The sequence below is a fragment of the Nocardioides exalbidus genome (genome assembly GCF_900105585.1).
GTDB lineage: Bacteria > Actinomycetota > Actinomycetes > Propionibacteriales > Nocardioidaceae > Nocardioides > Nocardioides exalbidus.
The window spans coordinates 534,011-559,446 of sequence record NZ_FNRT01000002.1 but is presented as its reverse complement, the minus strand read 5'-3'; the positions used below and the strand labels follow the sequence as shown (position 1 = coordinate 559,446).

Below are 25,436 nucleotides of genomic sequence, written 5' to 3'. Positions count from 1 at the left end.
GGATGCCTGCATGCGCAGCGAGCTCTTCGACCAGGCCAACCAGGAGAACCCGACCACCGAGAGGTGGAGCCTGCACCACCGCAAGACCTTGCGGGCGGTGCTGGGCGAGCCCGTGCTCGCGGCGAAGGGCTCGATGGTGGCGTTCCAGGGGCAGGTCACCTTCGAGCACAAGTCGGCCGGCTCGGTCGGCAAGATGATGCGCCGCCTGGTGACGTCGGAGGACACGCCCCTGATGACCGTGGCCGGCCAGGGCGAGGTCTTCTTCGCCGACACCGCCAAGGACATCTTCCTGGTCGGCCTCGAGGGCGACGGCCTGTCGGTCAACGGGACGTCCCTGCTCGCGATGGACGCGACGCTCGACTACGACGTCCACCGGGTCAAGGGCGCCGGGATGATGACCGGCGGGATGTTCAACACCCTGATCCAGGGACACGGCACGGTCGCGCTGACCAGCGACGGCCAGCCGCTGATCCTCGACTGCTCCGGCCCGCCGACCTACGTCGACATGAACGCCGCCGTCTGCTGGTCGGCCAACCTGGTGCCGCAGGTGGTCAGCTCGATGAACATGCGCTCGATGCTGCGCGGCGGCACGGGTGAGGCGTTCCAGTACGCCTTCCAGGGTCCGGGCTTCGTCGTCGTCCAGCCCTCCGAAGGACCCGTCCTCCCGCCGCACAGCCACTGACCCGGTCGAGCGATCTCACCCCATGCCGCTGAGGTCGGGCGGCACGTCCACGGAGTGCGCCCGGAGCACCTCGAGCGGTACGACGTCGAGCGCACGCTCGGAGGTCGCGGCCAGGACGACCGGGGCGGCGAGGCCGTCGGCGTACGCATCGAGCCAGCGCGTCGCGACGACGCACCAGCGGTCACCCGGCACCAGGCCGGGAAAGCTCCACTCCGGGCGCGGCGTCGACAGGTCGTTGCCGACCGCCTTCTGGTGGGCGAGGAACTCCTCGGTCATCACCGCGCAGATCGCGTGGAGGCCGACGTCGCGCGGGCCGACGGTGCACGTGCCGTCGCGGAAGTAGCCCGTCACCGGGTCGGTCCCGCACGGTTCCAGCTCGCCACCGAGGACGTTGCGCTCGCTCATGGGAGGAGCATGCCCGGTGGTCAGGACGACTGGCGCGCCGCCCGCTTCGCCTCGGCCTCCGCGCGGCGCTCGACGAAGCGGGTGGCCTCGCCGTCGAGGGCCGACACCGCCGCCGCGAGCTCCTCGCGCGCCTTCTCGCCGTCCTCGTCGAGCCCCTCGAGTTCCCACACGCCCCACTGCCGCAGCAGTGGGGTGACGATGTCGTCGTGGTGGATGCGCAGGTCGTAGATCCCGGCCTTCGCCATCTGCACCGCCTTGCGGGAGAAGCCCGGGATGACGCTGCCGGGCATCTGGAAGTCGACGACCTCCTCGGTGATCGCCCGCATGGTCTGGCTCGGCGCGAGCTGGAGGGCCGCGGTGACGATGTTGCGGTAGAAGATCATGTGCAGGTTCTCGTCCTTGGCGACGCGGCTCAGCAGCTTCTCCGCGATGGGCTCCTCGGTGTAGCGCCCGGTGTTGCGGTGCGAGATCCGGGTGGCGAGCTCCTGGAACGAGACGTAGGCGCACACGTTGAGCAGCGACTTGTCGAGCGCCTCGTAGCCGGTCTCCATGGTCTCCATGCGAGCGCGCTCCAGCTCGACGGGATCGACGCCACGCGTGACGAGGAGGTAGTCGCGGATGCAGAAGGCGTGCCGGCCCTCCTCGGCGGTCCAGCGGTTGACCCAGGTGCCCCAGGCGCTGTCGCGGCCGAACGCGCGGTCGATCTCGCGGTGGTAGCTCGGGAGGTTGTCCTCGGTGAGCAGGTTGACCTCGAGCGCCGTGCGCGCGATGGGCGACAGCTGGGACTGCGCGACCTCCCACGGGTCGCCGCCCAGGTCGGCGAAGTCGCGTCCCAGGCTCCACGGCACGTACTCGTGGGGCATCCACTCGTCGGCGGTGCCGAGGTGGCGGTTGAGGTTCTCCTCCACCACCGGCTCGAGCTCGGTCAGCAGCTGGGTGGTGTCGAGAGCGGCCATGTCGGACTCCTGGCGGGTCGGGAGGCGGTGCGCCTCCCGACCCTGCCTACACCCGCACGGTCGGGGTGAGAAGGGGTTCGGCCGTCGGAGTCGTCAGTTCCAGATCGCGTTCGCCCACTCGGGGTGGTCGATGAACGGGTTGCGGTTGCCCTGCCACTGCGCGTGGATCCGGTCGTTGCGGCGCATCTCGAACGCGTCGACCGGGTCGGCGGCGTTCCAGGCCAGGAGCGTCTCGAGGTCGCCGATCTGCGACGACGAGCTGCCGACGGTGGAGCTCATCTCGAGGTCGTTGAAGCCGTCGTCGCCGTTGTAGCGGACCGCCATGTAGAGGAGCATCCGGGCGACGTCGCCCTTGACGGCGGCGCGCGGCTCGAACGAGTCGGAGTCGGTGTAGCAGCCCGAGCAGCTCGACACCGCCGAGCCGCCGTTGTCGAAGTCCTTGTTGCCGCGGGTGGAGTTCACCGTGACGTCCTCGGCCCGCAGGTGGTGCAGGTCGGTGCCCGGTCCGGCGCTGGTGGAGAAGCCCCCGCGCGACTGCGCCCAGACGTGCTCACGGTTCCACTGGCCGGTGCCGCCGCCGTTGCTGTTCTTCGAGATCGACCTGCCGGTGTAGAGCTCGATGACGTTCGCGGTGTTGCTCGGGTCCTGGTCGGTGTCCTTCAGGGCGGTCCAGACCTGGTCGTAGGACAGCCGCGTGTTGTCGTCGATGATCTCGTGCAACGAGCTCTTGAGCGCCGAGCCGGTCTTGCCGATCGCCGGCGCGTAGTAGGTGTCGTCCCACGGGCTGTCGGCCCCGCCCGGTGGCGTGGTCGGATCGGTCGTCGGCGGGTCGGTCGGCGTCGTACCGCCTCCGGCGTCGGCGAAGGCCGACGTGCCGGTCATGCCGGGGTGGGAGAAGTACGCCGCCAGCGCACCGGTGACGTCGATGCGCCGGCCCATCAGCGACGGGTTCGACCTCAGGCCCCACTGCGCCCGGAAGGCCGAGGGGATCTGCACGTAGAGCATCGACGACGTGCCGGTCTGCGACGCCGAGTCGGCGATCGCGAGCGCGTAGTCGTTGGGGAACCCGGAGCGTACGACGGTGCTGGTGGCCGTCGGCTGCCCGACGACGTAGCCGCGCACGGTCTGCGAGGCACCCGTCTGCTGGCCGATGGCCTGGCTGACGGTGATCGGCGTGGCCGCCTGCGCCGGAGCCGTGAGGGCTGGCAGGGCGACCACGGAGAGGGTCAGGACGAGGGTGGACACAAGGGCGGCCGCGAGCGACCGGCCCTTCCCGAGATGAAGGGTCATGACAGTGCACCCTGCCCGAACATCGTCCGGTGCGAAAGGGCGTCCGGATGAACCTCTGGTGGGGTCGGTGGTGCTGGTGGGACACTTCCCACGCTCACCGGGCTGCACGAGCGGCATCCATACACGATGGCGCAACAGTTCTGTGAAAACGCCACGGAAAGTCGCCAGACTCTTTAGGTTGAGTCTGCTCCGGGTGCAACCCGGCGTCCGATCCACCGTTCGAAGCCGCTACCACCCTCGCGAGGCACACATGACTCAGGATGCAGCCCGGCCCGCCAAGGGCAGGGGCAGTTCGGTCGCCGGTTGGCCGCTGCGCCGCAAGATCGCGCTCGCGCTCGCCGTGCCGCTGGTCCTTGCCGGTGTCCTCGGTGGGCTGCGCGTGTCGAGCGACTACGGCGACTCGCGCCAGGCTTCGCGCAGCGCCCAGCAGGTCACGATCATCCAGCCCGCGGTCGACTACCTGACCGCCGCCGAGGCCGCGATGGTCGCCGCGCAGTCCGACTCCGCCGCCAGCCAGGGCGACAAGATCGACGCGATCGACGACATCGTCACCAACGCCGAGGCGCTGACGCAGGCCCGCGACTCCGCCGACCTCGACGAGCTCCAGACCGCCCACGTCGACGCCCTCCTCGACCTCAGCCAGGCCATCCGCGGCGACGGTGCCCAGAACCTCGGACCCGCCACCTGGGTCGCGCTCGTCCGCCAGCTCGAGTCGAGCGTCTCGCAGCTGATCACCAGCGTGAACGCGGCACAGGAGACGCCCGAGCCGCGCCTCGAGCAGCTCTCGCAGGCGATGAGCGGCCGCCTGTCCCTCGCGCTCCAGCAGGGACTCGTCTCGACCACGCTGGCCCAGTCCACCTCGCAGGACCTCTTCTCGGAGGTCGGCGTCGAGGCGGCCGCCATCGACCGTCTCGCCGGTTCCGTCGACGGCGCCGAGGCCGAGACGTCCCAGCTCCGCACGCAGAACACCCGCCACGCCAACGAGATCCGCGACAACTCCGCGACGAACCTCGACGGCCGTGACGCCTACGCGTCCTACGACAAGATCACCGAGGACCTCATCTCGGGCGTCACCGCCTCTCTCGACAGCGCCGCGTCGGCCGCCCAGCGCAACGCGCTGCTCGGTGCGCTGCTCACGCTGTCCGCCCTCGCCGCCGCCATCTTCCTGGCCCTCCTGGTGGCCCGCAGCCTCCTCGAGCCGATCGGCAAGGTCCGTGACGGCGCCCTCGCGGTCGCCCGCCACCGCCTGCCCGACGCGGTCGCCCGGATCCGCGCCGGCCAGGAGCCGGAGCCGATCAAGACGATCGACGTCACCACCAACGAGGAGATCGGCCAGGTCGCGCGAGCGGTCGACGACCTCCACCGCCAGGCCATCCACCTCGCCTCCGGCGAGGCCCAGCTCCGCCAGACCGTCAACGCGATGTTCGTGACCCTGTCGCGGCGCTCCACCTCGCTGGTCAACCAGCAGCTCGCCCAGATCGAGCGCCTCGAGCACGACGAGGAGGACCCGAAGCGCCTCGAGTCGCTCTTCCGCCTCGACCACCTCGCCTCGCGCATGCGTCGTACGGCCGACTCGCTGCTGATCCTCGCCGACGCCCCCAACCGCGCGGCCGGCCAGTTCAGCCTCACCGTCGGGGAGGCCCTCCAGGCCGCCACCTCCGGTGTGCAGGACTACCAGCGCGTGCAGATCCTGTCGCACATCGGCACCCGCGTGAGCGACGAGGCCGCCGCCGACCTCGTCCACCTGCTCACCGAGCTGGTCGACAACGCCCTCACCTACTCGCCCCCGGCCGAGCCGGTCCGCCTGGCCGCGAAGCTCGGCGCCGAGGGCGTCACCATCACGGTCACCGACTCCGGCCTGGGCGTGCCCCCGGCCGAGCTCGAGCAGCTCAACCGCGACCTCGAGCACGGTGCCGAGGCGACCCCCGACACCGCCCGGCGCATGGGCCTGTTCGTGGTCTCCCGCCTCGCCGAGCGCCACGGCATCGACGCGACCCTGTCGCGCAACGCCGGGGGCGGCATGACGGCCACCGTCGTGCTCCCGCCGTCGGTGCTGCCCGAGCTGCCGCAGACCGGTGCGCCCGCCCCGGCCGCCCCCCTGCGCGAGACGGCCACTGCCCTCGAGGCGCCGGCCCCCGTCGCCGAGCCGGCCGCGGCCGCCGCCGCCCCGGAGGTCGTGGAGTCCCGCCGTGAGGCCCGCAACCGCTCCCGCGCCGAGAAGGCCGAGGCCAAGGCCGCCGACAAGGCCGCGAAGAAGGAGTCCGCCGCCAGGTCCGCTGCGCCGGTGGTCGAGCCCGAGCCCGTCGTCGAGGCCCCGGTCGTCACCGAGGACCGCCCGCCGCTCGAGAGCCTGCTCCCGCGCCGCGAGCCCGGCGCCAACATGCCCCGCACGGGTGCCGACGCGTTCCTGCCGCCCGAGACGTCCGGAGTCACCGGCCCACTCTTCGGCAAGCGCGAGCCCAAGCCGGTCGAGGAACCCGCCGCCGAGTCGACCGCTGCCGGGACCACCACGTCCGGCACCGCCGGCGCGGAGGGTGCCGCCGGCGCCGAGCAGACCGCCGAGAAGACCGCCGAGAAGGTCGCCCGGGTCGTCCCGATCACCGCCCTCGCCGCCCGCCAGCGCGCCCAGGCCGAGGCCGAGGCCCGGGCCGCGGAGGCTGCTGCTGCAGCCGCCGAGGAGCCGGCCGCCGAGGAGCCGGTGGCCGAGACCCCGGTCGAGGAGTCCGCCGCGGAGGAGCCGGTCGTCGAGGAGACGGTCGCCGAGCCCGTTGAGGAGCCCGTCGCCGAGACCCCGGTCGAGTCCCCGATCTTCGAGCCCTACCGCTCGCACGAGTCGGTCGTCGGCTCGAGCCCGGTGCCCGACCCGCTGTCCGACCCGCTGCCCGCGGACGCGTTCGACGACGAGCCCGCCTCGCCGGAGCCCGTCGCCGAGCCCGTCGCCGAGCCCGTCGCCGAGGAGCCCGTCGCGGAGGAGCCGGTCGTCGAGGAGACGGTTGCCCAGCCTGCCGCCGAGGAGCCGGTCGAGCCGGAGCCGGTGGTCGAGGAGCCCGTCGCGCACGTCCACGACGAGGTCGAGGTCGACTACAACGACCCGCTGGGCCTGGGGACGCCGTCCCTGCCGGCCAGGCCGGTCGTCGAGCCCGAGCCCGCAGCGGAGCCCGAGCCCGCAGCGGAGGTCGAGCCCGAGCCCGTCGTCGCGGCCACGCCCGCCTGGGAGCCGGAGCTGCCGGCCTACCAGCCTGTCGTCGCCTACGAGCCCGAGCCCGCGCAGCCCGTCGCGACCTACGGTGACACCCTCACCGAGACCGTCGCCGAGACCGAGACCGAGACCGAGACCCTGGTCGACCTGCCCGTGGTCCCCGAGCCGACGTACGACACCCCGGCGGCCCTCGCCGAGACGGCGTACGAGCCGGGCCACGCCAGCAACGGGATCTCGCCCGAGGGAGTGGCGCCGGCGCGTGTCGGCGGCGACTCGCCGATCTTCAAGTCCATGCGGTCGGGCTGGCTCGCCGGCGACGGCCAGGGCGAGTTCCACCAGACCGAGGTGGACCGCGGATGGGAGATCGCCGAGCAGGTCGCGGAGGAGGCCCCCGTGGCCGAGTCCACGGTCGCCGGACTCCCTCGTCGTGCCCCCGGAGAGCGCCTCGTTCCGGGTAGCGTTACCCCGCCCACTGCAGCCAAGACGCGCGACCCGGAAGCGATTCGTCGCCGGCTCCAGGCCCACAAGGCCGGTGTCAGCCGTGGTCGAGCTGCAGCCCAAAGTTCCACTCAGCACACGGAAGCAGGCCCCGCATGAGCTACGAAACCTCCGTCCCCGGCGCCGCTGGTGACGACCGCGACCTCGACTGGGTGATGTCGCGCTTCGTGGACGACGTCCCCGATGCGGCACACGCCATCCTGGTCTCCGCCGACGGCCTCCTGATGGCCTCGAGCACCAGCATCCCGGGCGAGCGCGCCGAGCAGGTCGCGGCCGTCTCCTCCGGCCTGGCCAGCCTCGCGGTGGGCGCCGCCCGCCTCTTCGAGGGCGGCTCGGTGATGCAGACCATCGTCGAGATGGAGATGGGCTTCCTGATGCTGATGAGCGTCGGCGACGGCTCGAACCTGACCGTGCTCACCACCGAGGAGGCCGACATCGGCCAGGTGGGCTACGAGATGGCCCTGCTCGTCGACCGCGTGGGACGTACCGTCGAGGCCCAGGCCCGCGTCGGTACGGGCGGCTGAACCGGCTCCGTGCCATGACGCCGCCAATCGAGCCTGAGGACGACGGGTACACCCCGCGTCTGATCCGCTCCTACACCATCACCTCAGGTCGGACGGCCACGTCCGTCGACCTGGCCATGGAGGCCACGCTGCGCCTCCAGGCTGGTGCAGAGGCGCCCGTACTCACCCCTTCCGCCGCGCAGGTTCTCGAGGTCTGCGACCGCCGTTCCGTGGCCGAGGTCTCGGCCCTGACCAAGATGCCGATCGGCGTCACCCGGGTGCTGCTGGGTGACCTCATCGAGCAGGGCTTGATCAGGATCCAGGCCACCATCACCGAGAAGACGTCGACAGATGAGCGTCTGGAGCTCATCGAAAGGACCCTCCGTGGACTTCGAAACTACTAAGGCACAGCGCGCGGCTGCGTCGACGAAGATCGTCATTGCCGGCGGCTTCGGCGTCGGCAAGTCGACGCTCGTCGGCGCCGTCTCGGAGATCGACCCGCTGCGCACCGAGGCACTCGTCACCAACGAGTCCGAGGGCGTCGACGATCTCGCCGCCGTGCCCACCAAGGCCACCACCACGGTGGCCATGGACTTCGGCCGGCTGACGCTGGCGGAGGACCTGGTCCTCTACCTCTTCGGCACGCCCGGCCAGCGCCGTTTCTGGTTCATGTGGGACGACCTGTGCCGCGGCGCCATCGGCGCCATCGTGCTGGTCGACGTCGCCCGCCTCGACGAGTCCTTCTCGCCGCTGGACTACTTCGAGTCCAAGGGCATCCCGTTCATCGTCGCCGTCAACGAGTTCGACGGCGTCCCGCGCTACCCCGCCGAGGAGATCGCCGCCGCGCTGGCCCTGCCCGCCGACGTCCCGATCATCAGCCTCGACGCCCGCGACCGCGAGCAGGCCAAGGGTGCGCTCGTGAAGATCACCGAATACGCCCTCATGCGACTGCGCGAGTCGCTCACCGTGAATGCGAACTGATCGATGACCCGTTCCACTCCACGCGCCCGCGTCGTCGGTGCCGCGCTCTCCTCCGCAGCCCTGCTGCTCACGCTCAGCGCGTGCGGCGGCAGCGCCAGCGGCCAGTCGGCCGACTCGCTCAGCGACGTGTCCCTGGTCTTCAAGGGCGCGCTGACGGTGTGCACCGACAGCCCCTACGCGCCGTTCGTCTACGAGCAGAAGGGCAAGCTCGTCGGCTTCGACGTCGACCTGGCCCAGCAGGTCGCCGACGCGCTGGAGGTCGACCTCGACGTCATCGACGTGGACTTCGACGACATCACCTCGGGCGACTCGCTCAACAACGACGTCTGCGACGTGGCCGTCTCCGCGATGACCATCACCGGCGAGCGCGCCCGCGTGCTCGACTTCTCCAGCCCGTACTTCGACGCCAAGCAGGCGCTGATCACGCCGCGCGGCTCGGGCACCGACACGCTGGAGGGCCTGGCCGGCCAGCGGGTCGGCGTGCAGAAGGAGACGACCGGCGAGACGTTCATGAGCGACTACGCCCCGGAGTCCACCGAGGTCGTCACCTTCGACGACGCGGCGGGCCTCCAGGCCGCGCTCAACGCCGGCGAGATCGACGCCGCGATGCTCGACAACACCGTGTCCGGCGAGTTCGTCGCGCAGAACCGCACCCTCAAGCTGGCCCGCGAGTTCGACACCGGTGAGCAGTACGGCATGGCGGTCAAGAAGGACGGCAACGTGCCGCTCCTCCGCTCGATCAACGGCACGCTGGCCGAGCTCCGCGACGACGGCACCTACGACAAGATCTACAAGAAGTACTTCGGCTGATCGCACACCGATTGCTGCTTCGAGCGGTGGTCCAGCCACATCCTGCGCGTGCGGGATGTGGCTGGGTCACCGCTCGTCTGCGTTGTCGGGCGTGTCTGCCGGGATGGCGGTGAGTGAGCCACGTTCGCGGCGTCGGGAATGTGGCTCACGCACCGCTACAGACGGCGCGGGAAGTCGGGCTACGGCGCGATCGTCAGGAACAGGAACGACGCGAGGAGCACGAGGTGCACGCCGCCCTGGAGCGGCTTGGTGCGTCCCGGGACCACGGTGAGGATGGCCACCGCGGCGGTCAGCAGGAGCAGGACCGTCTGGAGCTGGTTGAGGCCGAGCTCGAGGGGCCCGTCGAGCCAGATGCTGGCAATGGCGATGGCGGGGATGGTGAGCCCGATCGAGGCCATCGCCGAGCCGAGGGCGAGGTTGAGGCTGACCTGGACGCGGTTGCGGGCCGCCGCGCGCACGGCGGCGATCGTCTCCGGCGCGAGGACGAGCAGGGCGATGACCACGCCGACCACGGCCTGCGGGAAGCCGAGCGCGGCGACTCCGGACTCGATGGCCGGCGACTCGATCTTGGCGAGCCCGACCACCGCGACGAGCGAGACGACGAGCAGGCCGAGGCTGGCCAGGGCGGCACGGTTGGTCGGCGGGTCGGCGTGGCCGTCCTCGTCGAGGTCGACCGGCTCGTGCTCGAAGGAGTCGCCGCCGCCGGAGGACATCACGGTCGGGGTGTGCTGGCCCTGCTCCACCGGCAGGAAGAAGTCGCGGTGCCGGATCGTCTGGGTGAAGACGAACATCCCGTAGAGCGCGAGCGAGGCGATCGCGGCGAACGCCAGCTGGGCGCCGGTGAACTCCGGGCCGGGCTGCGACGTCGTCACCGAGGGGATGACCAGGCACAGCACCGCCAGCGAGATGACGGTGGCCAGCGCGGCCCCGGTGCCCTCGGGGTTGAACACGGCGAGGTGGTGCTTGAGCGCACCGACGAGCAGGGAGATGCCGACGATGCCGTTGACGGTGATCATCACGGCGGCGAAGACGGTGTCGCGGGCCAGGCCGGAGGCGTCCTTGTCGGCGGTCACCATGAGCGTGACGATCAGGCCGACCTCGATGATCGTGACCGCGACCGCGAGCACCAGCGACCCGTAGGGCTCGCCGACCCGGTGGGCGACGACCTCGGCGTGGTGGACGGCGGCGAGGACCGCGCCGACCAGCAGGAGGGCGAGGAGCCCCAGCAGGATCGGGCTCTCGGGGTGCGCAAACCAGGCCGGGACGAGCACCACGAGGGCCAGGATGGGGGCGACGGTCGTCCAGGATGGCCTGCTCATAAGGCAACCCTATGGGGAGTTCCTGAAGGCGGCCCTCAGGTCTCGGGGGTCGTCAGCTTCTCGAGGCGCGCGCGCAGGAGCGGGACGCGGTGGCTGTTGCCGTCGAGGGTGACGTACTGCTCCCCGAAGATCGCCAGCAGCGCGTCGTCGAGACGGCGTACGGCTCCCGCGGGGTAGCGGTAGCCCATCCGCCGGATCACGGCGTCGGCGTCGACGGAGGTGAGCAGGTCGGCGAGGTCGTCGACGGTGTCGATGCCGAGCTGGGCGAGCAGGCCGGCGATCCAGTCGTAGTGGTCGGTGTGCGACCAGCCGGCGTCGCTGTAGTGGCCGGCGAGGAAGGTCGCGAGCTCCTGGCCGACGATGTGGTCGGCCTCGCCCTCGGACGTGCTGCCCGGTGCTGCGGCCTGGATCCTGCGCCGGATCGTGGAGAACTCGCGGTCGGCGAGCTCGATCAGGCCCGCGGCGAGGGTGAAGCGACGGTCGAGGTCGGCGGCGGCGTCCTCGGGGACGTTGCCCTTGTAGCGGATGTCGTGCTCGAACTCCGCCCACGCGTGCTGCAGCACGGTGCGCAGCTGGATGCTGGCCCGCTCGCCGGCGAGCTCCCCGTGCTCCTCGTCGCCGTCGTTGCCACGGACGAGCAGGTGCCGGCTGGCGTAGCCGAAGCGGCCCGACCGGGCCATCTCCTCGCCGAGGTCGCGGTCGTCGAGGATGGTGAGCTCGTCGTCGAGCAGCTCGGCCACGGCGGCGACGTCGCTGTGGACGTAGGTGATGACGCGGACGCCGATCTGGTCGGTGATCTCCTCGAGCGGGTCGCGGTAGAGCGGACCCCCACCCTCGGCCCGGTTGGCCTTGGCGGCGAAGGACGCCACGCTCTTGGTGCGCCCGGTGACGCTGAGGTAGTCGATGCCTGCGTCGTCGAGGAGCGTGCGCACCAGCGTCACCCACGCACCTGTCGCGGCCACCAGCTGCGGCTGGCGGGCGGCGTACGCCCTCACCGCCTCGCGGACCGGCTCCTGCTCGCTCATGACGCCAGCCTGCCAGAGCACCAGCCTCCGCCGGGAGCCGTCCGGTCCCGGTTATCGTCGAACCACCATGAAGACGTCATCCTGTCGCGGACTGCGCCGCCACCGTCCCGCCGCCGCCCTCGTCGCCGGTCTCGCGCTCGCCGCCGGTCTGTCGGCCTGCGGATCCGACGGCGGCGACGACACCGCCACCGACCCGGCCGGCTCAACGAGCACGCCGAGCGACACCCCGTCGGAGACGCCCTCGGACACGCCGTCCGAGTCGCCGACCAGCGAGGTGCCCGAGTCGGGCAGCGGCTCCTCGGTCCCGATCGGGGCCATCGGCTCCGCCGGCGTCACCGAGGCCCAGCTGGTCAGCCAGACCGACGCGGGCGGCACGGCGTCGGAGATGGCGTTCGCCGTCGACACGGAGCAGGCGATCGGTGACTTCGTCTCGATCTCGGGCCTGGAGTCCGGCTTCGCCGACACGGTGACCTCGCTGATCACCGAGACGACGAGCGCCAACCCCGGCTCGACCACCTACGCCAACGTCGCGGCCGTGGGGTGCGAGCCGCCGCGGTCGGTCGCGATCGACGCAGGTGAGGCCGGCTTCACCGTCCTGCCGAAGCTGCCCAAGAGCAACATCCAGTGCCTCGCCCCGGTGACCTACGTCGTGGTGTTCGCGGCGCCGAACGCCTGATCCGTCAGCCCTTCGAGGGCGGCGGGGTGGTCGGCGGCACCGAGGTCGGCGGCGTGGTCGGAGGCAGGGTGGTCGGTGACGCCGTCGGGGTCGTCGGCAGGACCGGGACGACCGGCACGTAGGGGCCCGAGTAGACGACCCCGAACGAGTTCGCGACGAGCCGCTCGCCACCGTCCGAGGGGACGTTGACGATGCCCATGTTGCCCGCGCCGTCGCGGGTGAACATCGCGGACGAGCCGCCGCCGTCGAGGTTGATCGCGTTCTCCGCGCCGAGCGCCGTCATGACGTTGGCGAGCTCGACCATCGTGTAGCCGCGGCTGACCGTGGAGCGACCGTCGACCACGAGGATGAGCAGCTTGCGGCCGTCGGCGTCGATGCCCACGGCGGTGCGCGGGTGCGCGATCGTGTTGTTGATGACGGTGCGTACGCCGTTGACCAGCAGGGCGCGGTCGCCGCTGATCGCGACCCTGGGCCGGCCGCCCTCGATGCGCTTGGACAGCGTGATCCGCTTGCCCTTCTTGAGCGTCGCGAGCTTGGCGGCCATCGGCCCGGTGCCGATCAGCACCCGGTCCTTCGTGCCGATCTTCTTGCCGTCCGACAGCTTCGGCCGGTTCGAGATGACCTTGTTCTTGCGGACGATCACCTCGCGGGCGCGCTTCTTGCCGGCGGTCACCTCGTAGCCCGAGGTGCGGTGCCAGTCGGAGGTGTAGACGCCGATCTGCCCGGGCGGGATCGAGGGGTGGTTGATGCCGCTGACCGTCCACGCCTTCCGCTGCCGGATCGTGTACTGGAGGCTGAGCGGGCTGACGTGCGGGCCGGAGTCGTCGAACCACAGCGTCGAGTTCACGCCCGGGATCCAGCCGTCGCGCGAGCCGCCGAGGATGCCGCGCTTCTGGTCGATGGTGACGCCGAGCGGGGCGTCGGTCCTGCCGATGTCGAAGAAGTCGCCGTTGACCGCGACCAGCGCCTGGTTCATGGCGCCGAACTCGCTCACCTTGCGGCGGTTGGTCACGTAGGTGGGGGAGAGCGACTCGAAGCTGAGGTTCGGGGCGTCGAGGCTGACCGAGACCAGGTTCATGTGGACCTGGCCCACCGGCTGGCGGCCGTCGACCTGGTCCCACTGGCGCAGCGTGACGCCGGGAGCGATCTCGTAGGTCACGTCGTTCTTGAGCTTCGGCGCCACCCGGGCGTTGACGGGCGGGCCGACGACGGTCCCGGGCTTGCCGTCGGACGTCTGGTCGCGACCCCGGTAGCCGCTCGCGCCCTGCGCACCGAGGGAGGACCGGCCGACGGCCGATCCTGCCGACCGGTCGTCGGCGGCCGACGGACCGATGCCCGCCGTGACGGCGAGTCCCGTGACGAGGACGCCCGCCGTGGCCAGCGTCAGGGCGCGGCTGCGGGCGGACGTGGCGGCGGCCTTGCGGGACCGTGGGCTGCGGGCGAGGTCAGGCACGCGCTCCAGAGTAAAGGACGCTATGGGACTGGTGGGAATATTGGGACCGACGCTCCCGAAACGTGATCCGGCGCCCCGACGGTGACGCCCTAGGCTGCGGGCGTGCCCGCCTCGTCGTCGTACCCCCTCCCGGGGCAGCCGTGGAACACCTTCCACGCCGGCGACAACCTCGACGTGCTGCCCCGCCTGGCGCCCGGATCGGTCGACGTCGTCTACGCCGACCCGCCCTACAACACCGGCAACGACTTCGCCTACGCCGACCGCTTCCGCGACGGCTCGCACCCCGACCGGTACGCCGGCCGGCACGCAGCGTGGACGGCGATGATGCGGCCGCGGCTGCTCGCCGTCCGCGACGTGCTGGCCGCGCACGGCGCGGTGTTCGTCAGCATCGACGACAACGAGGTCGCGCACCTGCGGCTGCTGATGGACGAGGTCTTCGGCGAGGCCAACTTCATGGCGCAGGTCGTGGTCAACCTCAACCCGAAGGGCCGCCAGCTCGGGCGCGGGTTCGCGACCAGCCACGAGTACGTCCTGGCCTACGCCCGCCACCTCCCGGGCTGCGCGGTCGACGCCAGCACGACGGAGGCGGTCGACGAGGGCGACTTCCCGCTGACCACCGACGACGGGCGACGCTTCCGCTACCTGCCGCTGCGCAACACCAACAAGAAGTTCAACCCCGGCACCGCGCCGACCCTGCACTTCGAGCTGTACGGCGACCCGGTGACCGGTCGCGTGTCGACGACCGCGTTCGACGGTGCCCTCGCCCTCGCGCCGGTCTTCGGCGACGGGCGCGCGGCGGTCTGGCGCTGGTCGCAGCGCAAGGTCGACGAGCGGCCCGACGACCTGGAGTGCCGGGTGATCCGCGGCCGCGGCGGTGAGCGCGCCGACATCTTCCAGCGCGACTGGCTCCACCGCGAGGGCGGCCGGCGCAAGAAGCTGCGCACGATCTGGCTCGCCGAGGAGATCGGCTCCACCGACTCCGCCGTCGCCGAGCTCAAGGCGCTCGTGGGCCACGTCTTCGAGTCGCCCAAGCCGACCGGCCTGGTCCGCCGGATCCTCGCGACCCTGCCCGACGACGTCGTCGTGCTGGACCCCTTCGCCGGCAGCGGCACCACCGGCCACGCCGTCGCGCTCGCCAACCTCGCCGACGGCGGCACCCGCCGCTGCATCAGCGTCAACTCCACCGAGCCGACCCGCGAGGGCTCCAACGCCCACGCCGCCGGCCTCGCCACCGTCGCCGACATCACGGTGGCCCGGCTCACCGCCGTCGCCGACCGGCTCGGCGGCGGGCTCGAGGTGGTCCGGGAGTCACCGGATATCCGGTGAATCCAGACAGGGGCCGCGCTAGACCCCGGCGGCCTTCTCCAGCGCCGCCAGCTCGTCGTCGAGGTACTGCAGCAGCACCTGGAGGTGGGGCACCGTGCGACGGCAGCCGGTGAGCCCGAAGGCCATCTTGCCGTCGTAGGACGTGCAGGTGATGTTGAGCGCCATGCCGTTGATCGGGATCGAGAGCGGGTAGGTCCCGACGAGCCTCGCGCCGTTCCAGTAGTGCGTCGTCCGCGGGCCGGGGACGTTGCTGACGATGAGGTTGTAGGGCGGGCGGACGATGCCCTGCATCCGGAGGACCGGACCGAGGATCGCGGGTGCCTGGCCGAGGGCGCTCATGGCGAGGATCTGCGCCGGCGTCATCGCCGAGAGGCTCTCCTTGCCGTCCTTCATCGACCGGTGGATGGCGGAGAGGCGGTCGGCGGGGTCGGCGAGGTGGGTGCCGAGCTGCACCATCACGGCCCCGACCGCGTTGCCGCCGTCGCCGGAGGCGAGATGCGACTGCTTGGCGTTGAGGCCGACCGGCACCATCGAGATCAGCGAGGTCTCGGGCAGCGCGTCGAGGTCGGCGAGGTAGGTCCGCATCGCGCCGCTGACCATGGCGAGCACGACGTCGTTGATCGTCGTCCCGGTCGCCCTGCCGACGTCGCGCAGCCGCTCGACCGGCCAGTCCTGGGCGGCGAAGCGGCGTGACCCGGTGATGTTCTGGTTGAGCATCGTGCGCGGGGCGTAGAGCGACAGCGCGGAGGTCTCGTTGCGCACCGACTTGTTGAGGGTGCGGATCAGCGCACCGGGCATCCCGGCGGCCTCGGACGCCAGCGCGAGCGCCGTACGCACCGTGCTGGCCGAGATGTCGGCCAGGGAGGCACCGCCGTCGCTCACCGGCTCCTCCCGCGGCGCGCGCGGCCGCATCGCCCAGGGGGCGGGCATGTTGCGCTCGTCGGGGTCGGTCGAGAGGACGCTCGCGAGCAGCCGCATGGCCGAGACGCCGTCGACGAGGGCGTGGTGGGTCTTGGTGTACATCGCGACCCGCCCGTCGCGCAGGCCCTCGATGATCGTCGCCTCCCACAGCGGCCGCTCCCACGCGAGGCGGGTGCCGTGCAGCCGCGAGCAGAGGTCGAGGAGCTCGCGGACGCGACCGGGCCGGGGGAGCGCGCTGTGGCGGACGTGGTGCTCGATGTCGAACTGCTCGTCGGGCTGCCAGACGAGCTGGCCGGCCGTGCGCGCCGAGCGGTGCGGGTGCTTGAGGAAGAGCGGTGCGATCTCCTCGACGTTGCTCATCTGCTCGTACATCTCGCGAGCGAACCCGCGCCCCGCACCCTCCGGCTTCTCGAAGAGCTGGAGGCCGCCGACGTGCATCGGCATGTTGCGGTTCTCGGCCAGCAGGAAGCCGGTCGCCGTCGGGTCGATCGGGTTGACCACGGGATCCTCCTCCGGCCCCCTCGGCTCGAGGGCAGTCCGCGCATCCTCTCGCCCTGCGACGACCGCCACAAGGAGGTGTCCGGCGCGTCAGGTCGCGCGCGCGTCGGACAGCGAGTCGGTGAGCTCGGTGACCAGCGCGTCGACGACCGCGATCAGGTCGCCGCCCGACTCGCGCGCGACCGTGCGCTGTCGCTGGTACGACGCGCCGCGCCGCGGGATCTCGGCCACGGTCCGCAGCTCGGCCTCGCAGTCGAGGCGCTTCGCCACGGGCGTGAGGCGCTCCAGGAGGTCGTCGAGGTCCTCCGTCACCAGCCGCTCCCGGTTGGCGTCGTCGAGGATGACGATCGCGTCGAGGCCGTAGCGCGCGGCACGCCACTTGTTCTCCTGCACCTGCCACGGCGGCATCGTCGGCAGGACCTCGCCGGCCGCCAGCCGGGTGTCGAGGTCGACGACCAGGCAGTGCACGAGCGCGGTCATCGCCGCGACCTCGCGGATGTCGGACATGCCGTCGCACACCCGGTTCTCGAGGGTGCCGAGGTGGGGCGCGGGCCGGAGGTCCCAGCGCACGTCGGACATCGAGTCGATGATGCCGGTCGTGGTCTGGTCGCCGATGCACTTCTCGAACTCGGCCCAGGTGTCGAAGGCGAAGGGCAGCCCGGCGGTCGGCAGCTGCTGGAACATCAGCGCCCGGTTGGAGGCGTAGCCGGTGTCCTGGCCCGCCCAGATCGGCGAGCTCGCCGAGAGGGCGAGGAGGTGGGGGTACGTCGTGAGCATGGAGGCCAGGACCGGCATCACCCGGTCGCGCTCGGGCATCCCGACGTGGACGTGCACGCCCCAGATCAGCATCTGGCGGCCCCACCACTGCGTGCGGTTGATGAGCTCGGCGTAGCGGTGGCCGTCGGTGAGCTGCTGCATCGACCAGTCGGCGAAGGGGTGCGACCCGGCACCGAGGAGGTCGACGCCGACCTCCTGGGCAGCGGGCACGACGACCGCGAGCGTGTCGGCCAGGTCGGTCATCGCCTCGCCGACCGTGTCGCAGATCCCGGTGACCACCTCGACGGTGTTGCGCAGGAGCTCCTTGTGCAGGCGGGCCGGGTCGGCGAGTCGGCCACCTGCGAGGTCGTGCACCTCGGAGGCGACGCTGCGCAGGTCGCGGCTGACCCGGTCGACGAGCGCGAACTCCCACTCCACGCCGAGGGTCGGCTGCGGCGACGCGTGGAAGTCGATGCGCATGCCGACCACCCTAGGGGTGCCGGCGACACGACGGATCACCCTTGTGACGTCCGTCGCCGGCCCGGTGCCACCATGGGCCGGTGGACGAGCAGGAGGACCAGACCGAGCAGGAGCGGGCCGCAGAGCTGGCCCGCGAGGCCCACTTGACGATGGACCTCTGCCTGCGCATCGGCGAGATGCTCCTGTCGTCCGGCGCAGGGGCCGCCGACGTCACCGCGACCATGCGGTCGGTGGCCGACCACTTCGGCCTCCGCGCGGCCGAGGTCGACGTCACCTTCACCGCGCTCTCGATGAGCTTCCAGCGCTCGCCCGACGACGTACCCGTGCTGATGATGCGGCACGTGCAGCAGCGCGACATCGACTACGAGGACCTCACCGCGGTCGACCACCTCGTCCGCGACGTCCTCACCGACCAGGCCGACCTCTACCTCGCGCGGTCGCGGATGGCGACGATCGTCTCGCTCGGCCACGCGTTCCCGCGATGGGCCGTGACGATCGCGTGGGCCGTGATGGCGGCCGCGGTCGGCGTGTTCCTCGGCGGTGGCGTCGTGGTCTCCGCCGTGGCCGCCGTGGCGGCCGCGTTGATCGACCGCGTGCAGATGGCACTGGCCCGTCGCCGACTGCCGTTCTTCTACCTCCAGGTCGCCGGCGGGGCGATCGCGACCCTGATCGCCGCTGCCGTGGCGGCGTCCCCGATCGACGTCGATCCCTCGCTGGTCGTGACCGCCAACATCATCATGCTGCTCGCCGGCATCGGCCTGATGGGTGCCGTCCAGGACGCGCTCACCGGCTTCTACCTGACCTCCAGCGCGCGCCTCATCGAGGCGATGATGGCCACCGCGGGCATCATCGCCGGGGTCGCCCTCGGCATCTCGGTCGCCAACGGCGTCGGCCTCGAGCTCGGCACGCTGGTGCCCGGACAGCTCGGCCGGGAGTACTCCGACCTGCCGACGATCCTCGTCGGCGCGGCCGTCTCCGCCGCGGCGTTCAGCGTCGCGTCGTACGCCCCTCGCCGCGCCGTGCTGCCGATCGCCGTCATCACCGCGCTGGCCGCGCTCATCGGCCAGCTGGTCTCCCTCAACGGCTTCGGCCGGGTCGCGGCCGCCGGCGCGTCGGCGTTCTTCATCGGCCTCGTGGCCTACGCCGCCGCCGGCCGGGTCCGGGTGCCGCCGCTCGTGGTCGCGGTGCCCGCGATCGTGCCGTTCCTGCCGGGACTGTCGATCTACCGCGGCCTCACCTGGCTCGCCGACGGCGGCTACCTGATCTCCCAGGGCATCCTGGCGCTGATGACCGCGATCTCGGTCGCGATCGCGCTGGCCTCCGGCGTGATCCTGGGGGAGTACGTCGCCCAGCCGCTGAAGCGGGAGGCGCGCAGGCTGGAGAGCCGGCTGTCGGGACCCCGCCTGGTCGGGCCCTACCGGGCGATGACCCGCGCCGAGCGCAAGGCGCTGCGCAAGGTCAGGGACGGTCTCTCCGGGCGTTGAGCGCGTCGAGCCACCGCTGGTGGGATCCGTCGTACGGCGCTGCGTGGGCGCGCACGAGCGGCACGAGCCGGTCGGCGGCCGAGCGCGCGGCGGCGACGACGTCGGCGGGGTAGCCGAAGGCCGCCTGGTGCTCGAGGAACTCGTCCTCGTCGTCGATGAAGGTCTCGCCCGGCCCCGCCATCCAGTCGGCCGGCGACTCCAGGGGTTCGGGCGACATCCGGATCACGTCGAGGTCGAGGTCGACCGCCCGCAGCACGTCGCCGTCCCACCTCGCCGGGGTCGAGACGTCGATGTAGACGTCGCACCAGATGCCCGGCGCCTGGAACGTCGGGACGTACCAGCCGTCCGCGGTCACCAGCGTCACGGCGTCGACGGAGGACACGAACTCGTGCCCGGGGCGGCGGTTGAGCGTCCCCTCGGGGAACCCCAGCCACTCGCCGTGCTCGTCCGCACCGAGGTAGATCCCGTCGAACTCCCAGTGGGGCCGGTCGCCCCACTTCGTCATCTCGACACGGATCGGGGTCCCGGGCTCCATGGCCTCAACCTAGATGACCGGGCACTCCGTCCCCGTCAGGCGCGGTGACCGGGCACTTGGTCCCTGTCAGGCGCGGTGACCGGGCACTTCATCGCGAAGGACGGGGACGAAGCGCCCGGTCGGCGGCTGGGACGGGGACGAAGCGCCCGGTCGGCGGCTGGGACGGGGACGAAGCTCCCGGTCGGCGGCTGGGACGGGGACGAAGTGCCCGGTCAGCGGAGGGGCATCCGCGACGTCACGCGTGCGACGACGTCCTGGTAGCGCGAGCCGGCGAGCTTGGCGAAGTGGTGGATCGCGTGGGCGTCGAGGCCGACGAGCACGCGCGCCTTCCCCTTCAGTGCCCCGTCGAGGATGATCTCGGCGGCGCGGTCGGGGGACATCTTGGCGAGCTTGTTCTCGAAGAGCGCGTCGATCGCGCTGCCGTCGAGACCGGCGGCCTTGCGCCCGTTGCGGCTGATCCCGGTGCGGATGCCGCCGGGGTGCACGCAGGTCACGGTGACCGGGTGGCCCGCCACCAGCATCTCCTCGCGGATCGCCTCGGTGAGCCCGCGGACGGCGTACTTCGTGGCGTTGTAGGCCGACTGCCCGGGGACCGACACCAGCCCGAACAGCGAGGAGACGTTGACCAGTGCTCCGTTGCCCGAGGCGATGAGGTGGGGGAGGAACTCCTTGGAGCCGTGGACGACGCCGTCGAAGTTGACCCCGACGATCCAGTCGAGGTCGTCGTAGGTGAGCTCGGTGAAGTCGCCGGTCAGCGTCACCCCGGCGTTGTTGACGACGAGGTCGACCCGGCCGAACTGCTCGACGACGCCCTCCGCCCAGGCGGCCATGGCCGCGCGCGAGGAGACGTCGACGACGTCGTGGCGCACCTTGGTCGCGCCGGCCTGCTCGGCCAGCCGGACGGTCTCGGCCAGGCCCTCGGGATTCCAGTCGGACAGCGCGAGGAGCGCACCACCGCGGGCGGCGCGCAGGGCGAGTGCCCGGCCGATGCCGGACCCCGCGCCCGAGATGACGACGACCTTGTCGGAGACGGTCCTGAGGCTCATGGGTCCGACTGTAACTCGGAGTTACGAAATGGGGGAGTCCCCGGGCAGGTCGACCGCGATGACGGTCTCGCCCGGCTCGCTGCGCAGCGACACCGTGCCACCGTGGGCGAGGACGATCGCCTCGACCAGCGAGAGCCCGAGCCCGGCGCCGCCCGCGCGGTTGCGCGAGGCGTCGCCCCGGACGAAGCGCTCGAAGGCGCGCGGCGCCAGGTCGGTCGGGAAGCCCGGTCCGTCGTCGCGCACCGTGAAGCCGTACGCCGTCCCGGTGACCGTGATCGTGCTGCCGGCGGGGGTGTACTTGCGTCCGTTGGTGAGCAGGTTGCTGACGACCTGGTGCAACCGTGCGCCGTCGCCCTGGACGGTGATCGGGGCGTCGGGGAGCGCGAGCCGCCACGACCGCTCCGGGTCGACGACGCGGGCGTCGTCGACGGCCTCGATGAGCAGGCGCGACAGGTCGACGGGCTCCCGCACGAGCGGGCGACCGGAGTCGAGCCGGGCGAGCAGCAGCAGGTCCTCGACCAGCCCGGTCATCCGCGCCGACTCCGTCTCGACCTTGTCGAGCGCGGTGCCGGTGGCCTCGGGGCGCTTGCGGGCCAGCTCGGTGTAGCCGGCGATCGTGGCCAGCGGCGTGCGGAGCTCGTGGGAGGCGTCGGCGACGAACTGGCGCACCTGCTGCTCGCTGCGGTGCCGCTCGGCCAGCGAGCTCTCCACGTGGTCGAGCATCGAGTTGAGCGCGGCACCGACCTGGCCGACCTCGGTGCGGTCGTCGGTGAGCCGCTCCGGCACCCGCTCCCCGAGCTCGATCTCCCCCGACCCGAGGGGGAGCTCGGAGACGCGGTGGGCGGTGGCCGAGACCTCGCGCAGCGGCGCCAGCTGGCGGCGAACGACCCAGAGGCCCACGCCTGCCGCGGCGAGCACGCCGAGCGCCGTGGCGAGCAGCTCGAGGCGTACGAGGTCACTGATCGTCGCGTCGACGTCCGAGCAGGGGAGGCCGACGACCGCCACCCCGTCGCTCAGGTCGGTGACGAGCACGCGGTAGTCCCCGAGCCCGGGGATCGTGACGTCCTGCGGCTCCTCCGACGGATCGAGCCCGGAGAGCGCGTCGAGCTGGTCGTCGGTCAACGAGGTGCGTCGGGGACCCCGGTCGTCCTCGTCGTGGTTGAGCACCTGGCCGCCGGCCTTCACGGGACCGTCGTCGAGGAACCCGGCGTAGAGGGTGCCGTACTCCTGCCCCGCGCCGAAGTCGCCCGGGCCGCCGCGTCCCGGGCCGAACAGCGTGCGCATGGTGTCGGCGACATCGGCGTCGAGCCGCTTGTCGAGGCTCTGCCGCATCGCCAGGGTCGTCGCCGTGCCGATGGCGAGCGCCGTCACCGCGACCAGCAGCACCGCCACGGCGACGAGCCGGGCAGTGAGGGTCAGTGGACGGCCGGTCAGCGACCGGAGGCGGTTCACGGAGTGGACCTCACGCCGGCTTCAGCACGTAGCCCGCGCCGCGCATGGTGTGGATCATCGGCTCACGGCCGGCGTCGACCTTCTTGCGGAGGTAGGAGATGTAGAGCTCGACGACGTTGGCCTGGCCCCCGAAGTCGTACTGCCAGACGCGGTCGAGGATCTGCGCCTTGCTGAGCACCCGGCGCGGGTTGCGCATCAGGAAGCGGAGCAGCTCGAACTCGGTCGCGGTCAGGCTGATCTCCTCGCCGGCGCGGTGCACCTCGTGGCTGTCCTCGTCGAGGGTGAGATCGCCGACGACCAGCATGTTGCCGGCATCGGCCTGGGCGGCGGTGCCGCCGCGGCGGATCAGGCCGCGCAGCCGCGCCACGACCTCCTCGAGCGAGAACGGCTTCGTCACGTAGTCGTCCCCGCCGGCGGTCAGGCCGGCGATGCGGTCCTCGACGGCGTCCTTGGCGGTGAGGAAGAGGACCGGCACGTCGTTGCCGTCGGCGCGCATCCGGCGCAGCACCTCGAGGCCGTCGAAGTCGGGGAGCATGATGTCGAGCACCACGGCATCGGGCCGGAAGTCGCGGGCGGTCGCGACGGCGTCGGTGCCGTTGTGGGCCATCTGGAGCTCCCAGCCCTCGTATCGCAGGGCCATCGAGAGGAGCTCGGCGATGTTGACCTCGTCGTCCACGACGAGGACCCGCACAGGCGTGCCGTCGGGCCGGGTGAGCTGCTGCATGGGCAGCATCTTGCCGATTATTGCTGTGCGTTTCCTGTGCCGCGCCTGTCGACCGTCTCAGCGCCGGTTCAGGCGGGCCGCCTGCTTGGTGAGGTGGTTCCGCTCCGCGACGTTCGTCGCCAGGGCGGCGGCCTCGGCGTAGAGCCGTGCGGCGGTCGTGAGGTCGCCGTCCTTCTCGTGCAGGTACGCCGACACGGCCCGGTGGCGCGGCAGCGCGGGGTCGACCTCGGCGAGCGCGGCGACCCCGGCCCGGGCCCCGTCGGCCTCACCGAGCGCGACCGCCCGGTTGAGCCGGACGACCGGGCTGCCAGTGAGCGCCAGCAGCTCGTCGTACCACTGCACGACCTGCACCCAGTCGGTCTCCTCGGCGCTCGCGGCATCCGCGTGGAGCGCGGCGACGGCCGCCTGGAGCTGGAACTCGCCGCGTCGGTCCTGCGCCAGCGCGGCCTGCAGGACCGCGACCCCCTCCGCGACGAGTGCGGTGTCCCAGCGGCTCCGGTCCTGCTCGGCGAGCGGGACGATCGTGCCGTCCCCGCGGGTGCGCGCCTCGCGCCGCGCGTGGTGCAGCAGCATCAGCGCGAGCAGCCCGTCGGTCTCGGGGTCACGGGCGAGCGTCGCCAGCTGGCGGGTCAGCCGGATCGCCTCCGCGGCGAGGTCGACGTCGCCGGTGTAGCCCTCGTTGAAGACGAGGTAGAGCACCCGGCGCACCGTGGCCGGGTCGCCCGGCTGGTCGAACGACTGCGTGGACACGGTCTTCTTCGCGCGGCTGATCCGCTGCGCCATCGTGGCCTCGGGCACGAGGTAGGCCTCGGCGACCTGCCTCGTCGTGAGGCCGCCGACGGCGCGCAGCGTCAGCGCGACCGCCGACGCCGGGGTGAGTGCCGGGTGCGCGCAGAGGAAGAAGATCCGCAGCGTGTCGTCGACGGCCTCGGTCGGTCCCCGCTCGGGCTCCGCGTCGACGGCCACCTCCCGGCGCGTGCGCGCGGACTCGGAGCGTACGACGTCGAGGAACCGCCGCCACGCGGCCGTCACCAGCCAGCCCTTGAGGTCGCGCGGTGCCTCCGCCGAGCCGTCGCCGAAGGTCCGCCACGCGTCCACGAGCGCCTCCTGCACGGCGTCCTCGGCCGCCGCGAAGTCGGCTCCGCGGCGGACGAGGATGCCGGTGACGGCCGGCACGAGCGGGCGAAGCACGGCCGGGTCGAGGGCGTCTGTCATCACGGTCCAGGTCGTCGGGCGTCAGTCGCCGGTGCTGGTCGGCGAGCCGTAGAAGGGGCGCACCTCGAGCCACTCGTGGATCGGCTTGCCGTCCTTGCCGGGGGCCATCGACAGCTCGCTGGCGAGCTCGACCGCGCGGTCCCAGCCGTCGACGTCGATGACGTACCACCCGGCGATGAGGTCCTTCGTCTCGGCGAACGGGCCGTCGGTGACCGGCGCCGTGCCGGCGTCGTCGGCCCTGACCCAGGCGCCGTCGGGGGCGAGCGCCTGCGCGTCGACGTACTCCCCGTTGGCCTCCAGGCGCTTCCCGAAGTCGTCCATGAACTGCATGTGGGCGTCGATCTCCTCGGGCGTCCACTCGTCCATGGGGTGGTCGTTCACCGCGGTGGGCGCGCCGCGGTAGTGCTTGAGGAGCAGGTACTTCGGCATGTCGGTCTCCTTGTCTCGTGCGGCCCATTGTGGCCGCGTCCACCCCGGGGACGGAGCCGCGCGGCGCGTCTCGACATCCACCGGGCGACTTTTCTCGGTTGCCTCAGATCCTCGCCACAGGTCCCGCACAGGGAGCGGCTGCACCTTCGGGGACATGACCGATGACAAGTCCCCGGGCGCCCAGCCCATCGACGAGACCCAGCCGGTGCGTCCCGAGGGCGCGCCGGTCGACCAGCCCGCAGCGCGGACCCCCGCCGGCCAGGCCCCCACCGACGAGACCAGCGCCCTGCCGCCCGCGCCGCCGTACGCCGCCGCGACCGTCCCGCCTGCTGCGCCCGCCGCCAGGCGCGGCTTCCGCGAGCGCTTCCGCGGCGTGCGCCGCGGCGACGGCAACCGCGCCTTCAGCCTCGGTGCCCTGATCGCCTCCGCGCTGGCCGGCGTCATCGTCGGCGGCCTCGGCGTCACCGCCGTCCACGCGGTGACGAACGACGGCCCCGACCGCGGCGACTTCAGCCAGCAGCGCGGCCCGATGGGCGACTTCGGCGGCCCCGGTGGCCGCCAGGACGGCAACGGCGGCCCGGGCTTCGGACCGGGCGGCGGGATGCCGGGAGGCCAGCAGCCGACGACGCCGCCCGAGGACGACTCGGACTCCGGTTCCAGCTCCTGACCCCTCGCGTGACCCCTCGTGTGACCCCTCGTGATCCCCCGGTCAGCCGGGTATCAACGAACTTGTCGGCCCGTGCAAGACCCGAGAAGTTGGGGAATCCCCGGTC

The 25,436-nt window shown here is 72.0% G+C and carries 24 protein-coding genes; 10 read left to right on the top strand and 14 right to left on the bottom strand.

The features are described 5' to 3' along the window. Positions 1-10: 10 nt before the first annotated feature. Positions 11-682 (top strand): AIM24 family protein, encoded by a 672-nt coding sequence (locus BLV76_RS03050; protein ID WP_090967806.1) that lies wholly within the window; start codon positions 11-13, stop codon positions 680-682. A gap of 15 nt (positions 683-697) precedes the next feature. Here BLV76_RS03050 and BLV76_RS03045 read toward each other — a convergent pair whose 3' ends face one another. The 3 genes from BLV76_RS03045 to BLV76_RS03035 all read right to left on the bottom strand — a co-directional run bounded on the left by BLV76_RS03045 (position 698) and on the right by BLV76_RS03035 (position 3,333). Continuing rightward, complete coding sequence (locus BLV76_RS03045; RefSeq protein WP_090967805.1) at positions 698-1,087, bottom strand: DUF2237 family protein; 390 nt, start codon at positions 1,085-1,087, stop codon at positions 698-700. Positions 1,088-1,107: 20 nt separating this feature from the next. After that, positions 1,108-2,043 (bottom strand): acyl-ACP desaturase, encoded by a 936-nt coding sequence (locus BLV76_RS03040; RefSeq protein WP_090967804.1) that lies wholly within the window; start codon positions 2,041-2,043, stop codon positions 1,108-1,110. Positions 2,044-2,136: 93 nt separating this feature from the next. Further along, entirely contained in the window at positions 2,137-3,333 is a 1,197-nt protein-coding gene (locus tag BLV76_RS03035; RefSeq protein ID WP_090967803.1) for an endonuclease, read from the bottom strand. 250 nt (positions 3,334-3,583) lie between these two features. On the opposite strand from BLV76_RS03035, the gene BLV76_RS03030 reads away from it, so the two are divergent. From BLV76_RS03030 to BLV76_RS03010, 5 genes are read left to right on the top strand one after another with little or no spacing between them, the layout of a single operon-like run. Further along, positions 3,584-7,129 (top strand): sensor histidine kinase, encoded by a 3,546-nt coding sequence (locus tag BLV76_RS03030; RefSeq protein WP_175539549.1) that lies wholly within the window; start codon positions 3,584-3,586, stop codon positions 7,127-7,129. Then, positions 7,126-7,554 (top strand): roadblock/LC7 domain-containing protein, encoded by a 429-nt coding sequence (locus tag BLV76_RS03025; protein ID WP_090967801.1) that lies wholly within the window; start codon positions 7,126-7,128, stop codon positions 7,552-7,554. The genes BLV76_RS03030 and BLV76_RS03025 overlap by 4 nt, the downstream gene beginning before the upstream one ends. Before the next feature lie 14 nt (positions 7,555-7,568). Next, positions 7,569-7,937 carry a DUF742 domain-containing protein gene (locus BLV76_RS03020; RefSeq protein WP_090967800.1) on the top strand — a complete coding sequence of 123 codons (369 nt, stop codon included), beginning with the start codon at positions 7,569-7,571 and terminating at the stop codon, positions 7,935-7,937. Beyond that, positions 7,918-8,514 (top strand): GTP-binding protein, encoded by a 597-nt coding sequence (locus tag BLV76_RS03015; protein WP_056906137.1) that lies wholly within the window; start codon positions 7,918-7,920, stop codon positions 8,512-8,514. The genes BLV76_RS03020 and BLV76_RS03015 overlap by 20 nt, the downstream gene beginning before the upstream one ends. Positions 8,515-8,517: 3 nt before the next feature. Continuing rightward, entirely contained in the window at positions 8,518-9,324 is an 807-nt protein-coding gene (locus tag BLV76_RS03010) for an ABC transporter substrate-binding protein (protein ID WP_090967798.1), read from the top strand. A gap of 179 nt (positions 9,325-9,503) precedes the next feature. Here the strand turns inward: BLV76_RS03010 and BLV76_RS03005 are convergent, their stop codons facing one another. Continuing rightward, the gene (locus BLV76_RS03005; RefSeq protein WP_090967797.1) at positions 9,504-10,643 is read right to left on the bottom strand and encodes a calcium:cation antiporter; all 1,140 of its coding nucleotides are present in this window, start codon (positions 10,641-10,643) and stop codon (positions 9,504-9,506) included. A 35-nt stretch (positions 10,644-10,678) separates the two neighbouring features. Further along, complete coding sequence (locus tag BLV76_RS03000; RefSeq protein ID WP_090972261.1) at positions 10,679-11,668, bottom strand: GTP pyrophosphokinase; 990 nt, start codon at positions 11,666-11,668, stop codon at positions 10,679-10,681. Between the two features lie 67 nt (positions 11,669-11,735). On the opposite strand from BLV76_RS03000, the gene BLV76_RS02995 reads away from it, so the two are divergent. Then, positions 11,736-12,344 (top strand): hypothetical protein, encoded by a 609-nt coding sequence (locus tag BLV76_RS02995; protein ID WP_090967796.1) that lies wholly within the window; start codon positions 11,736-11,738, stop codon positions 12,342-12,344. A 4-nt stretch (positions 12,345-12,348) separates the two neighbouring features. Here the strand turns inward: BLV76_RS02995 and BLV76_RS02990 are convergent, their stop codons facing one another. After that, the gene (locus BLV76_RS02990; RefSeq protein ID WP_090967795.1) at positions 12,349-13,797 is read right to left on the bottom strand and encodes a phosphodiester glycosidase family protein; all 1,449 of its coding nucleotides are present in this window, start codon (positions 13,795-13,797) and stop codon (positions 12,349-12,351) included. A gap of 102 nt (positions 13,798-13,899) precedes the next feature. Between BLV76_RS02990 and BLV76_RS02985 the strand changes: the two genes are divergently transcribed. Beyond that, positions 13,900-15,123, top strand: a complete 1,224-nt coding sequence (locus tag BLV76_RS02985) for a site-specific DNA-methyltransferase (RefSeq protein ID WP_090967794.1) — start codon at positions 13,900-13,902, stop codon at positions 15,121-15,123. Positions 15,124-15,141: 18 nt separating this feature from the next. Here BLV76_RS02985 and BLV76_RS02980 read toward each other — a convergent pair whose 3' ends face one another. Further along, complete coding sequence (locus tag BLV76_RS02980) at positions 15,142-16,545, bottom strand: WS/DGAT/MGAT family O-acyltransferase (RefSeq protein WP_090967793.1); 1,404 nt, start codon at positions 16,543-16,545, stop codon at positions 15,142-15,144. An 87-nt stretch (positions 16,546-16,632) separates the two neighbouring features. Beyond that, on the bottom strand, positions 16,633-17,778 hold the full coding sequence (locus tag BLV76_RS02975; protein ID WP_090972259.1) for a glutamate--cysteine ligase: 1,146 nt from the start codon (positions 17,776-17,778) through the stop codon (positions 16,633-16,635). An 80-nt stretch (positions 17,779-17,858) separates the two neighbouring features. Between BLV76_RS02975 and BLV76_RS02970 the strand changes: the two genes are divergently transcribed. Next, positions 17,859-19,262 carry a threonine/serine exporter family protein gene (locus tag BLV76_RS02970; RefSeq protein ID WP_245734519.1) on the top strand — a complete coding sequence of 468 codons (1,404 nt, stop codon included), beginning with the start codon at positions 17,859-17,861 and terminating at the stop codon, positions 19,260-19,262. Here the strand turns inward: BLV76_RS02970 and BLV76_RS02965 are convergent. From BLV76_RS02965 to BLV76_RS02940, 6 genes are all read right to left on the bottom strand, one after another. Then, a complete protein-coding gene (locus BLV76_RS02965; RefSeq protein ID WP_090967792.1) occupies positions 19,237-19,797 on the bottom strand; it encodes a ribonuclease FAU-1 family protein in 561 nt (186 codons plus the stop codon). The genes BLV76_RS02970 and BLV76_RS02965 overlap by 26 nt on opposite strands. A 212-nt stretch (positions 19,798-20,009) precedes the next feature. Beyond that, positions 20,010-20,843: an SDR family NAD(P)-dependent oxidoreductase gene (locus BLV76_RS02960; protein ID WP_090967791.1), complete on the bottom strand. Its 834-nt coding sequence runs from the start codon at positions 20,841-20,843 to the stop codon at positions 20,010-20,012. Positions 20,844-20,864: 21 nt separating this feature from the next. Continuing rightward, a complete protein-coding gene (locus BLV76_RS02955; protein WP_245734518.1) occupies positions 20,865-22,295 on the bottom strand; it encodes a sensor histidine kinase in 1,431 nt (476 codons plus the stop codon). A 10-nt stretch (positions 22,296-22,305) separates the two neighbouring features. Then, a complete protein-coding gene (locus tag BLV76_RS02950; protein ID WP_175539548.1) occupies positions 22,306-23,019 on the bottom strand; it encodes a response regulator transcription factor in 714 nt (237 codons plus the stop codon). Positions 23,020-23,076: 57 nt separating this feature from the next. Further along, positions 23,077-24,234, bottom strand: coding sequence for an RNA polymerase sigma factor (locus tag BLV76_RS02945; RefSeq protein WP_090967789.1), 1,158 nt, complete (start codon positions 24,232-24,234; stop codon positions 23,077-23,079). A 21-nt stretch (positions 24,235-24,255) separates the two neighbouring features. Further along, positions 24,256-24,663 carry a YciI family protein gene (locus BLV76_RS02940; protein ID WP_090967788.1) on the bottom strand — a complete coding sequence of 136 codons (408 nt, stop codon included), beginning with the start codon at positions 24,661-24,663 and terminating at the stop codon, positions 24,256-24,258. A gap of 154 nt (positions 24,664-24,817) precedes the next feature. Here BLV76_RS02940 and BLV76_RS02935 point away from each other — a divergent pair, with 154 nt between their 5' ends. Continuing rightward, entirely contained in the window at positions 24,818-25,330 is a 513-nt protein-coding gene (locus tag BLV76_RS02935; protein WP_090967787.1) for a hypothetical protein, read from the top strand. Positions 25,331-25,436: the final 106 nt, after the last annotated feature.